8 protein-coding genes and 1 pseudogene are annotated in these 13,674 nt (G+C 35.9%); all 9 read right to left on the bottom strand.

The features are described 5' to 3' along the window. Nucleotides 1-29 precede the first annotated feature (29 nt). Complete coding sequence (locus tag OZP12_RS10220) at nt 30-611, bottom strand: CBM96 family carbohydrate-binding protein (protein ID WP_281228986.1); 582 nt, start codon at nt 609-611, stop codon at nt 30-32. A gap of 101 nt (nt 612-712) precedes the next feature. Further along, nucleotides 713-955, bottom strand: a pseudogene (locus OZP12_RS10215) (SDR family NAD(P)-dependent oxidoreductase); the annotation flags it as partial. A 15-nt stretch (nt 956-970) separates the two neighbouring features. Then, a complete protein-coding gene (locus OZP12_RS10210) occupies nt 971-1,096 on the bottom strand; it encodes a hypothetical protein (protein WP_281228985.1) in 126 nt (41 codons plus the stop codon). Nucleotides 1,097-1,127: 31 nt separating this feature from the next. Further along, nucleotides 1,128-2,609, bottom strand: coding sequence for a sulfatase family protein (locus tag OZP12_RS10205; RefSeq protein ID WP_281228984.1), 1,482 nt, complete (start codon nt 2,607-2,609; stop codon nt 1,128-1,130). Nucleotides 2,610-2,854: 245 nt separating this feature from the next. Continuing rightward, entirely contained in the window at nt 2,855-4,429 is a 1,575-nt protein-coding gene (locus tag OZP12_RS10200; protein ID WP_281228983.1) for a DUF4955 domain-containing protein, read from the bottom strand. Between the two features lie 248 nt (nt 4,430-4,677). Continuing rightward, on the bottom strand, nt 4,678-6,939 hold the full coding sequence (locus tag OZP12_RS10195; protein WP_281228982.1) for a carbohydrate-binding protein: 2,262 nt from the start codon (nt 6,937-6,939) through the stop codon (nt 4,678-4,680). A 236-nt stretch (nt 6,940-7,175) separates the two neighbouring features. Next, the gene (locus tag OZP12_RS10190) at nt 7,176-8,390 is read right to left on the bottom strand and encodes a glycoside hydrolase family 88 protein (RefSeq protein ID WP_281228981.1); all 1,215 of its coding nucleotides are present in this window, start codon (nt 8,388-8,390) and stop codon (nt 7,176-7,178) included. A gap of 175 nt (nt 8,391-8,565) precedes the next feature. After that, complete coding sequence (locus OZP12_RS10185; RefSeq protein ID WP_281228980.1) at nt 8,566-10,278, bottom strand: RagB/SusD family nutrient uptake outer membrane protein; 1,713 nt, start codon at nt 10,276-10,278, stop codon at nt 8,566-8,568. A gap of 21 nt (nt 10,279-10,299) precedes the next feature. Beyond that, the gene (locus OZP12_RS10180) at nt 10,300-13,482 is read right to left on the bottom strand and encodes a SusC/RagA family TonB-linked outer membrane protein (RefSeq protein WP_281228979.1); all 3,183 of its coding nucleotides are present in this window, start codon (nt 13,480-13,482) and stop codon (nt 10,300-10,302) included. Nucleotides 13,483-13,674 lie beyond the last annotated feature (192 nt).

Genomic DNA, 13,674 nt, shown 5'->3' with positions numbered 1-13,674 from the left:
ATTACGAAGTGTTCCCGGAGTCACACAATTTATTCTACAATCAAAAAAGAATCTTTCCCTATAGCTGCACTTATTCTTGAAAATACATTGTTTGCCAAAGCAATTGTTAATATTCCATTTTTTGACTCTTTTATTAATTTATTTACCGTTTCTTCTTTTAATTTTATTTCGACCCGGCCCATTTTACCATCTAATGATTGATCAAGTTGGGCAGAGCCCAAAACATCCCCTAATTTTGGAGCATTATTAAATGTAATACTCTGTGAGCTCCATTTTCCCTCAGGAACAGCCTGCACATCCAAATCAAATTTTGAATCTGGAAAATCTTTATTTTTAAATACCACTATTTGAAGAGAAATTCTCACTGAATTTAAACAATTCATTCCTTCAGGAATCTTGAATTTCATGAAGGTTGTTCTAGAATATTTAGTATTTGTTTTAGAGTTGAATACCAGCATATTTTCAGGTTTTGACACCCCAAAGGCTTCTAATGAAGTTTCTCCTCCTTGTACAAATGCACTTTCTAATATTTTAATTTTTTCACTTTGAGCATTAACAGGCATGACAACCGCAATGCATAAAACAATAAAACTCAACACATTTTTTTTCATAACGTTTTTATTTTCATTGTAACATAAAACTAATTACTTATTATTTTAAATTTTATTTTAGCTATTTGACACGTTTACTTTGTGCAATCCCATCCCAAAGCTTAAAAAGAAAACAGCACTTCTTTTAAATAGATTTTATAATCTTTAATACCCCCACTTGTTTTTCCGCCGTCAGTGCGGAGCAAATAGCGCATTCCTTTGATTCCAGCATTGTTGATCAAAATATCGATTGGGGAAACTTCAGTTTCTATTTTATTAATCGCAGCTATTAAAGCAGTTTCCTCAGTTAGATCGAAAACATATCCGTAAGCTTCAATTCCAACTGATTTGTATTCTGCGATAGCATTGTCTAAGGCTTCTTACGAAAAGGTATTTACTACAATTTTAGCTCCTGCGTGCACAAGACCTTTGGCTATTGACATTCCTAGTCCATGAACTCCTCCTGTAATAAGTGCTGTCTTTCCAGTTAAATCAAATAAATCCATTATTCCTTTTTTATATTATTGTCTAAAATCTTTATTTATCTAAAACAAAATCATCTCCTGTTTTCTTTAGCCACTGTACTAAAACAGGTTGCAGTCTTTTTACAATTGGTAAATCCGATTTGTAAATATTATTCATTTCAAAGGGGTCAGCTTTTAAATCGTATAATACATATTCGCCTTTCTTTTTTTTCTTGACATAAGCAAGTTTGTAATCTTTTGTGCGGATACCTCTAAAACCTGTATTTACATTAACATTATTGCTGATAATGGCTCCTAAAATATATTGTTCTGCCGGTTTTTCTCCTTTACCATTGAGATAATATTGGGCGTAACTTTTTCCGTCGATGTCTTTTGGTGTTTTATCTTTCATTCCCATTAATTCCAGAAGCGTCGGGTAAATATCAGGGATACTGCCTAAGAAGGTGTTGTCTATTCGAGGCGTGATATGCCCCTTCCAATAAATGAAAAATGGGATTCTTAGGGATTCTTCATAAATGTTATTTTTGGATACTTCAGAATGTTTTCCTAAACAATTACCATGATCAGACATAACTATCACAATAGTGTTTTCATCCAGCTTTTGATCTTTTAACCCCTGTATTATACGGCCTATTTGTTCATCAACCCCAGTAATATTGGCATAATAGTAACGAACATCTTTTCGATACTGATCACCTTGTTCAGTTCCTTCTGCTGGGATATTAGGATCTTTTACCAAATCTTTCAGAGGGATGTCCTTGTAGAGCTCGTAATATTTTTTTGGAACACTATAATATCCTGAGTGTGGAGGATTCATGGAAACTACCAATGAAAAAGGAGCACCTTCTTTACGGAGTTGCCCACCTTCATTTTTCATAAATGCCAATGCTTTATCAGCTTCATGAATAGGCCCCCATTGGTTCACGTATTGAAATTCATCCCTTTTAGCATTGGTATCCCAATACATCGGTTTGTCATGTTCATCATAGGTTCCATAACCATACCAGTAATCAAAACCATGTCTTCTCTCTGGGGAAGTCCATTCATTCCAGGCAACTTTTCCAATGTTATTTGATGTTGGCACATAAGGCTTGTAAGGGGAATCCAAATGCCATTTTCCGATATAACCATTGGAATAGCCATTTTGCTTTAGTACGTCAGACCAACAAACTGCATCTTTTGATAATTCAACTCCATAAGGAGCTGACTCTGAATTTACATTGCTGTAAACATGGTTTTTAATTGGATATTGAGCTGTCAACAACATAGCTCTTGATGGAGAACAAACCGGATAATTTGCTACCATTTGGGTTAATACCAAACTTTCTTTGGCAAATTTATCCAAAGAAGGAGTCATAACGGGTTCTTTCCCTTCAAATCCCATTGCCTGCCCTCTCCATTGATCTGCCAAAATAATTAGCAGGTTTGGTGCTGTTTTGTTCTTAGCATTATTTTGGGCAGTGCATATAACGCCAAATAGAAGAGAGATTAATAAAAAAAACTTTGTATAAATACTGTATTTAATATTTTTCATGATTACTGCTTTTTATTGAATTACTTTAACTTAATCTGTTTTTGTGTTCAATTAAGTGCCACTATGATATTTTTTGATTCCAAATTTATCAAGAGGAAGAAAACTTAAAAGGCTCAATTTGTCTTTTTTTTGAGTAAAAACCGTCCTTTTTTTTGACTAAAACGGACTTAATTCTCGATTTAAATATCTAAGCATCTTTATTAGGTACAATAAATTCTAGATTAATAATCAGTCTTATCGATTTATTATTTCTTTTCTTGAATTTCGTTAACCCAATTAGGCAATCTATTTAATCTTAATTGCAATTGTGCCAAGTACAATGAAGCTGGCTCAACCGCTTTATCAAGTGATTCAGATAGTCCTAATTGCTCCATTTTGAAAGTGGTTCCCTGACTTGTAAATCCAACAACTATAGGATTGGGGATTTTCCACCATTCAAATACGGCTGTGGGAGGCCAAAATTCAAAATCTTTTACAGCTTCATTGGTTTGTTTATAATTCCAAAGTACTAATCCTTGCATATGATTAGGCATATTCTCAGTTGCTCCACCACCACGACCGTTCATCAAGCCACCTTCAACTTGATCAAGTAATGTATTTCTGGGTTGACTGGAATGAGATTCAAAACAGGTAGTCGAAGGATAGGTACATTTCCAGATTACAGTATTCATAGAACCATGGGAACAACCGAAAGAATGCCATTGTGATGCCAAGTCAACACAATTGGCTATCAATACATTAGTTGAACCATTGGAATTAATAGCTTGATGACCTCCATTCCCATCTATTTTACAATTTAAAATCGAAATATTAGCGCTTTGTGCTATGGTTGTTGCAACACTGCAATTTGTAAAACGGCAATTTTGCATCCATGAATTTGTACTTTTTCTAATGTTTAACATTGTATAACCGCTATCGTCTCTCCAAGAACGATGATGTACAAATTTTTCTGTGAAGTTGCCTGTAAATGCAATGTCTTCTATCCCGACTTCTTCGCTATTAGCAAATTTTAAAACTTCCCATTTGTATTTTGGATCAATGGTGTATGCAATGGGGGCATTTAGGATAAGTGTTTCTTTATTTATGTTTTTAATTTGGTAAAAAACTTTGACATCAATACCCTTTTCGACAAGATAAGTCCATTGAGGCTCCGCTTTATTGTTTTTTAATTCAGATGCGATTAAGTCTTTATTATTATCTAATAATTGTAAAACAATCCAGTCTCCTGAATTTAAACCGTCTGTTGAGCTTACTTTTATTGACAAATCACCAATAGAAGCTGCTGCAGTAACCTGTCCTATTTTTTTATCGCTACCACCACTTCCAAAAATAAATAGCGGCGGAACAGTCCACATTTGAGCTGGATTTGTTGGCGGAAGCGCATTTTTCATATATAATTCAGTACCTCCCGATCCGGAACCACTGCCTCTGAAAATAATATGTCCGTTTTTTGAAACAATAGAGTTTGGCAAATCACCATCTTCATTGACTAAAAATCTCCCTTTCGGAAAATAAACTATTCCCGACCCGTTTTTATTGGCCGCATTGATTGCCATTTGAATGGCTATTTTATCTGAAACACCATCATTAGCTCTTGCACCAAAATCGGTTACATCAAAATATTTATAATCCGTTATATTAGGGATTTTCTTTTCACCATTATGATAACCAACATAAGAGAAATCGGGTAGGATACTTCTGTTTTTTTTATAGTCTTCAAATATTTTTGATTCCTTTTGAGCTGAAACAGAAGTTATTGCAAACAAATTCAGAACAACAATTAATCCTTTTTGAAGCCTTGTTTTACTATAATTATACATTTTTAACTTTTTTCAATATGATATTAAACAAATTCAATTTTAAATATTTTACCCTCAAATGCATTAATTCGATTCTGTTTCACTACGTATAAATTTGAATGCCGTAGAAATCTACTCTTCATTTTAATTGATCATTCAATTTCAGCATAATTAAAAATTGAAATTAGTTGGTCAGTCTCATTGTTTTTTTCAAATAAATCATCTGAGTACGAAACTCCCATAACTACAAGGCCCAGCCAGAAATAAACCTACTTTGGCCAAACCTTCACTTCGCCATTTACTGGAGTTTCAAATGGACCGGGGAAAGGATTCGCTATATTACGTTTTTTTCCGAAGTAGTCTGTATCTATCCTCAATGCTGAACCATCAGGATTTTTAAATTCCTGTTGTGGTGCCACAGCTTTGCCAAGAAGTTCTGTAGTAACAAGCTTTCGCGGATTTGTATTACGCCAACTTTCGTTCTCAGAGAGAATTAAATATATTCCATCTTTTCTTTCAACAAATTTAGGTTTAAGGAACCCCGGAATTTTCAATAGATTATCATTGTTATTACTTACTGCCAGGTCGTCTTTCGTAGTAAAAACAACATTTCCTGATACCGCAACAGGCAGTCCATGATTTTTACCTTCCGGATTGAGGATATCAGGAAGCAAGTTGTTATACCAGCGCCAATCACCACCTGGATTAGTTACCTTACCAGCTGAAGAAGTACTGTGCGGAATATAAAAGAATGTTTTCCGTCCACCCATAATTTCGTCTGCAAATCCCTCAAAATTACCTAACGCCAAATTGTGTACGATGGCAAGCCCCTGAGACATTGACCTCATAAAAATTGTTGAGAGGGCGATATTGTTTGCGACAAGTGTAGGTCCATGTGACACTTCAACCAAAATATCGCGATAGGAGTTTTTGTACATTAAATTACCCAATACTTGTGTGCCCTGAGCCCCCCAATCAAGCCATAGAGCAAGCGTTGTGTTAAATATCCTGTTGTCACGGATAATGGCATCCACAGCAAAATGTAGTTTGATACCAGCCATTTCTTCGCCATTGAAAGGCTCATTCTGGGTAATATCATGTATATCGTTTCGTTCTATTACGCTAAAAGCGCCTCCACTACAGCCAACAATACCAGCCTGTCCGCAATCGTGTATATGATTGTTTAGTACAATATGGAAACCTGCTTCTTCCTTTGTCCATGTAGCAAATTCGAAAAATTCATGAAGTTGTTCTGCGGTTTGGCCACCATTGACCTCAGGGTATATCCTCCCTTCCGGTTGCTGGTTTTGTGGATGATGTGCATGTCCATAAGTTGGTCTTCCAAGAGAAATACCGGAGCAACGGGAATTCAGGATTTCGTTGTCCTCAATAATCCAGTGAGAAGCCCAGTGTGGCCCAATGATTCCGGGTTGAAAAGCAGAAGGCGGAGCCCAATTGGTAGCAGCATTTTGTAACGTAAAACCTTTTACGGTAATATAGTTTATACCTGTTTTTTTGGGAAAAAACACAGTTGATCTAACAGCTATTTCAACATCACTAGAATCCGGATTTTTCATTCCAGGAAGACATGCCCAAATGGTTGTTGTCCCTTCAGGCTTTGAGCCTGGGGCACGTAAAACAACATGAATATCGTGTTTGCCCGAAATTTTTCGGGAAAGGGTAGTCTTGAAAACTTCGTATTTACCCCAATTACCCGTATTTGTAACCGTTGTGGTACCTACGAGTTCTCCATCAGGCTTATCAAGATGAAATTCAATCTTACCGGATTTTGCCTGTGTTGCCACTTTATACTCAACGGTATCTGTTCCTGCTCCAAAATCAACTGATGTTAAGTGCAAAATAGATCCATCGGTTAGATAGGTAAAAATAAAATGCTTCCAGTTATTGTAAATTACGTCCCCCTTTTCTACTGCAACTTGCTTAGGATCTGTCAAAAATGGAGCATACATATCAATGTTCATTAAAACTGACCCACCATTGTCATCGGCCTCAGCATACCAGCTTGGCTTATTGTTATCCCTTGCTAGGATTTCATTACGGCTGAATACTTCCGGAAGCCTTCGGTTGTCCAGATACACGGCCCCAGTATGTATGTTTTTCCCATTACTCCTGTACCAGTCGCCATAAATAAGTTCACCAAAGGGATTACTATCTTTAAAATAAGCATTCGGCAAAGTAAGTTTCCAAACGTTACCCGAAACATTTTGCCATCCTTTTGGTGCTTCAGAACCGGTAATTACTACTTTCTCTCCCTTAGCTGCCACATAGGTAATACGGTGTTTATTGTCTGTACCACCACGCAACGGTTTTACCCATTCTCTATAAATACCAGCATGAACGATAATTACATCACCCGGCATAGCTTTCTGAGCTGCAGCGTTAATGGTTTTTAGTGGATGCCTCTGAGACCCATTGGCATTATCATTTCCATTGACTCCAGAAACATGGATTTCCTTTGCAGATAAATGGAATGAAATTAAAATTCCCAATACAATTAATTTGTAATTCATTTATTTCTAATTTAAGTAAAACCTTAATACAATTTTTAAGTTTCATTTTACTAATTTGTCTTTATTATTACTTAATTATTTCAAGCTAATTTTTAACCAATTCAATTAAAAAACTGTAATAAACACAAAGAGCACAGCTTTAAAGTTATATTATTTCTTACATGGAGTGCTTTATGTAACTTTTTAATAAACTAAAAACTATGCTTCAATGTGCTGGATTTACAACTCCCCACAAGTTATAAATACCATTTTTTATATCGTAGTAATGCTTCCAGGAAATAATAATCGGCATACGTAAGCGGAGTATCAACTTCCGTTTTATGTGGAATCGAACCTACACTGTGCATCAATAAATAGCCCCCATTTGTACCCAATTGAGCTCTGTATTTTGGAGTTGACAATGATTTCAAAATAGTTTTGGCAACATCAACATAATTTTGTTTTTCCTTTCCCGAAGTATATTGACCTAACTCCAACAAGGCTGATGCATATATAGATCCTGCGGATACGTCACGCAAAGCATCAGGAATATTTGGTGCATCAAAATCCCAATACGGAATCTTGTCAGCGGGTAAATTTGGGTTGTTCAGTATAAACTTGGCCACTCCTTGTGCTTGCTTTAAGTAAGCAGGATTTTTGGTAAAACGGTACATCATAGTATAACCATAAAGTGCCCATCCTTGCCCCCTGCTCCAGGCGCTGGAATCAGCATACCCTTGAGCGGTAACTTTCTTACGAACTTCTCCAGTTTTTAAATCATAATCCAATACATGATAACTGCTGAAATCAGGACGAAAGTGATTTTTCATCGTCGTGTTGGCATGGTTTTCGGCCACATCAGCAAAACTTTTATCGGTACTATTTTGACTTGCCCATTCCAGCATCTCAAGGTTCATCATGTTGTCTATGATAACCGGCCCAACAAAACCTTTTCTATCCAATCCACTTTCCACAACATCCCAGGATTGAATCACTTTGGCATCAGGACGGTATCTTGTTGCCAATGATTTAGAGGATTGTAGGATCACTTTTTTGTATGCTTCATTTTTAGTCAGTCGATAAGCATTCCCAAAACTGCAATACATCATAAAACCCAAATCATGGTTTTTGGTATAATATTTTACCGTATCCAAAATTGCTAATCTTTTTTGAGCTTCATCAAGTATTGACGGTTTTTTGGTGTACTCATAGATATATAAAAGTGTTCCCGGATAAAAACCGCTGCACCACCAATAAATATCAGAGTTTATGTTACGCCCTTTTTCAAATGTTTTTGGCATAGAATCTGGAGGTGTCGCTTTTTCTAAGTATTGATATTGCTTTTCGGCAAAAGTGAAATTATCCTGAATCAGCTTTTGCATGGCAAAATGATCCTTGCTATTATCTTTTTGAGCAAATGTGGATAAGCTGCAAAATGACAATAGTACCAAATAGTACTGAATTGTTTTCATATGTTATTCTTATTGCTTTTTATTGGCCGTATCTAATTTGCATTGATAACTATTAGTTTTTACGACCAACTTCAATCATGCTCATTTCATGAATTTTGTGATGGGATGATAAAAAAGTTGGTAAAAATGGGGGTAATGCATTTTACCAACTTTTTTTAATTGTAATGGCTAAAAATTAATAGCCAGGATTCTGATTTTCTTGTTTTATTAAAGGATTGGATGCCATTTCTAATGAAGGGATTGGAAACAACAGGAATTTATTACCATTGGCAAAAACATTTTTCCCTGCTAATGCCCCATATTGTTGGTTTCCTGAAGTCAATGGACCAGTAGTTGGAGATGCTGCCATATCGTCGCTAACTGCTTTCATTGTTGTTACAAATTTGTTCCAACGGATCAAGTCCATTCTACGTAATCCCTCAAAGCATAATTCACGCATACGCTCATCTTCAATAAAAAGTTGGAATGCGGCTTTACCACCGGCTACAGCTGTTGTTGTTGCAGCATCGGAGAGTAAGTAGGGTGCTGAAACATCTGTACGACCATATCCTCTACGGCGTACCTGATTCACGGCCGCTTGCGCAGCGGCAGTTGGCCCATTGACCTGATTTTCAGCTTCTGCATACATTAAAAGCACGTCGGCATATCTCAAGATAGGAAAATTGATTGCTGTATAATTTTGATCACCAGATAGGTTAATTTCATACTCTCTTCTCCATTTACCACAATCCCTGCCATATTGTATAGTTTTAGCTAGATTATTTTTAACAGCGGTAGAGTTATTAATTGTGTAAGTAGTTAGTGCCCAATCACGACGTAAATCGGCACCTGTAGCATCATAAGCTCTGAATAGTTTTCCTGTTCCCTTTATAAATCCCCAGCAGTAGGTTCCAAATAAAGGACTGGAAGCAACTGGTTGAAAAGTGATACCAATATTATTCCCTACACGTCCGCCTTCATTATATCCTCCCCCGCGGGCTTTAAAATCTGCTTCCCACATCAATTCATTTGTATCGTAAGTGTCTGAAGCTTCAGTTATAAATACTTGACGATAAGCGTTATTAGTGGTAACTCCATTTGATGGGTTAACCACATCGTAATAATTTGTAGGTTTACCAGCGGGAGCTGTAGTTTGAAAACTAACATTTAAACTATGTTGCCCTGAATCGATTACTTTTTTGGACCAAGACAATGCCTCATTGTATTTTGAAGTGTCATTCAAAGGATAACCAGCCATTTGCAAACATACTCTCGCTAGTACTCCCTGTACTACTGTTTTATAAACACGACTGGAGTAATTTGGTTTTGTTGCACTTACTTTTCCTTCGGCATCTGTCATGTCTTTCAAGATTTGAGCATAGACATCTTTGGCTGGTGTTCTGGCTATTTGAACATTATTAGGGCTTGTGGTAGGTGTCAATCGTAAAGGCACATCTCCAAAATGGCTTACCAATAAAAAATGGTAATATCCTCTTAAAAACAAAGCTTCACCTAATATCTGCTGTCTTTGGGTTTCATCCATTTGCGGTAAATCGATATGTGCGATCAAGTCATTGGCCCTGTTAATTCCGTCGTAAAGATTAAACCAAAAATCTGAAACATTTACAGCAGTAAAATCAAAATTATAGACCATTGTTCCTGCTACCAAGGTATTACGGGCGTAATACCCTTCATCTGTAGCTGAATCCAATTGCCACCATAACTGGCTGCCATATAATTTTTCAGATCCCAATGGGTCATATACTCCCGCCAAAGCATTGGTTATCCCCTGCTCATCGGTATAATATTGTTCGATTGCAATTTTTTGAATGGGTTCTGTATTCAAATAATCCTCACAAGAACTGGTACTTAACGCCACCAAGCCCAATAATATATATATCTTTTTCATTTTGAAAATAATTTAATGTTGTTAAAAGCTAATGTTTGTCGCAAAAAATATAGTACGTGCTCGGGGATAAGACGAATAATCAAATCCAGGTGTTAAAGCAGAGTTGTAGGTATTTACCTCTGGATCTGATCCGGTGTATTTAGTCCATGTATAGATATTCGATGCTGATAATGAGAATCTCATCGATTTAAGGTGCATTTTTTCAACAAAATTTTTGCCAAAATTATAGCCCAATGCCACATTTTTCAATCTCAAGTAAGAACCGTCTTCTACTATTCTTGACGAATAGGCAACGGGCGCACCAACATAGCCCTTTGTTCTTACAATATCAGAATTTGGATTTTCTGGTAACCAACGATCCTGATAGCTGGCAAATTGATTTAGACCTTCACGCCCTAATTGATTTCCATCAAACACAATACGGTTGGCATTTATAATATCATTACCATACGACCATTGAAAGAAGATATTCAAATCAAAGTTTTTATAAGTAAAATTATTTGAAAATCCACCAATGTTAAGTGGGTTACCGTTTCCAATGGTAGTATAATCGCTTTTATTGATTGTTCCATCCCCATTTTGATCCAAATATCGCACATCACCTGGCTGAACATTTACATTTCCATTATTAGCAAGACCTGCTTTTAATTTATAAGGATCAGCTGCTGTTCCACTACCTGTAAAATTGTCATATTTATAAGTTCCTGCATACTCAAAACCGTACATTAAACCTAAAGGTTGTCCTACCACAGCATTATAGGCACTTATCGTACTAAAACCAGTATCCCAATTCACAATGGATTCTAAGTTTTTTTGTCCTTCTGCCAATGCTAATAATTTATTTCTGTTGAAAGAGATATTGGCACTAGTCGTCCAGCTAAAATCTTTGCTAACTATATTTTTTGTTGTTAAAGTTAATTCCAAACCTTTATTCTCTACGCTACCGATGTTTTTGAATGCCGAAGTGAAACCTGTTGATAATGGAAGGTTGGTTTTTAGTAACAAATCTTTGGTTGTTTTTTTATATACATCCGCACTAAAGATGATTCTTTGGTTAAAGAAACCTAAATCCAAGCCAGCATCAATTTGTTCGGTAGTTTCCCATTTCAAATCAGAGTTTCCAAGTCTTTGTGCTGTAGCTCCTGTTACGTAATTATTGTTGAATACGTATGTTCCGTAAAAAGGATTGTTCGGATTATAATAAGTAGTCAAATAATCAAAATCACCTACACGGTTATTACCGGTTTGTCCATAACTTGTACGCAATTTCCCCTCTGACAAATATCTATTTTTTAAGAACTTTTCTTCGCTAAACTTCCATGAAAGGGCACCTGATGGGAAGTATCCCCAGTGGTTTTGCGAAGGGAATTTGGAAGATCCGTCCGCTCTGTATGAAGCTGTTAAAAAATATTTCGATGCAAAATCATAGTTCACCCTTCCTAGGAAAGAAGCCATTGTCCAAACTGAATTTCCTGGATCAATTCTTACAGGAGTACCTAAATCAAGCGCATCAAACATCAGGTCCTCATTTGCAGCTGGTATTTTTTGTGCTGCTTTACCATAAGACTCACTTTCTTGTTTTTGGGTTGTAAATCCTCCTAAAGCGATAAAATGGTGCTTTTGCATTCTTTTATCCCAAGTCAATGTATTCTCATTCAACCAATTGGTATAATTATTGTTCATCATTTTTCCATTGACACCGCTTGCACTGCCCGGACGCCCTGATGTAGTATATGAATTATAAAATTCATCTTTTTCGGATTTGTTACTAACATAACCCAAAGTTGATCTTAATTTTAATTCTTTAGTAATCAAATATTCAAGATAACCATTTATAGAAAAATTATTGGTACTTGTTACATTGTAAGTGTTCTTAAGGTTGATAACGGGGTTTACTCTTAAATCAATACCTGAATTAAGATTTGGATCTATAAATTCGTCCTCAGGGTTTGTTACATTAGGCGAATAGGGACGCATTCCCCAAACTGCAACCATCACATTGGCTGTACCGTTGAAGATTGCTGCACTTGGATCAATCCCTGTTTGTTTTAAATGGCTATAATTTGCATTACCACCAACTTTTAATTTATCGGTAATTTGATAATCTACGTTGGCACGTCCTTGATATCTGGTATAATTTGAATTCAACAAAATACCATCTTGGTCAGTAGTTGAACCACTAAGGGCATATTTAAATTTTTTGGTTCCTCCAGTTACGGAAAGATCATTCTTTTTGAACAAAGCGGTACGAGTTGATAAGTCTTGCCAGTCTGTGCTTCCTTCATTTATATAACTATCTAATGTTCTATTAGGATCTGTAAGATAGATTTCGGTTGGTGATTTAGGATTTGAAGTTGCAAGAGTATTATATTCTAATTGGTATTTCACGAATTCGTAAGTACTCATCATGTTCATCTTTTGGGCAATTTCCTGAACACCAATAGAACTGGAAAAATTAAAAACAGGTTTTCCTTGTTTACCCTTTTTGGTTTGGATTACGATAACCCCATTGGCTCCTCTGGATCCATAAATAGCCGTTGCAGAAGCATCTTTCAAAACGTCATAAGACTCAATATCTGATGGATTAAGTACATTTGGATCAGGATTTTCAACAAGAAAACCATCTATAACATACAATGGACTATTCGCTTGTGTTACAGAGTTATTTCCTCTGATAACAATATTAGAACCTGCTCCAGGCATACCATCTGCCGAAGTTACCTGTACCCCTGCCACGCGGCCTGCCAATGCTTCGTCTATAGAACGAATAGGAGTTTTATTAAGGTCTGCCATATTTACACTACCAACAGCTCCGGTTAAATCTTTTCTTTTCACCGTTCCATAACCAATTACAACAATCTCATCCAAGGTACTGGTTGAAGATTTTAATGTAACATTGATAGAAGTTCTGTCTCCCACTGTAATTGTAGCAGTTTCATATCCCATATAAGTAAAAACCAATTGATCTTTTGAACTGGCTTTAATTTTATATTCACCTGTAAAATCAGTTATCACACCTTCTTTAGTGCCTTTTATGGAAACTGTAACCCCTGGAAGCGATTCTTTTTTATCATCGTGTACAGAACCGGTTATTGTTTTGGTTTGCGCCTGAGCAAAAACGGGAGCAATTATCATAAAAATACCAACAAGCAACTGTTTGAAAACCTTAGAAAAAGGTTGGTATTTCAAATTCAAATTTTTCATAATTATTCTATTTTAGTTTTAGTTAATTCTTTTAAATCGGTTTTTGGTTAAAGGTTAGTTTTTTTCACATACATCAATTTGATTTATTGTTTATTACTTAATAGATATAATCAAAAAACACACTTTCAATTTTCAAAACAAAAACTGCCAACAACTACGTTTTAGTTTAATTAATTGTTAATGGTATTATTT

It is taken from the genome of Flavobacterium aquiphilum (genome assembly GCF_027111335.1).
Lineage (GTDB): Bacteria > Bacteroidota > Bacteroidia > Flavobacteriales > Flavobacteriaceae > Flavobacterium > Flavobacterium aquiphilum.
This window is presented reverse-complemented; position numbering and strand designations above follow the sequence as displayed.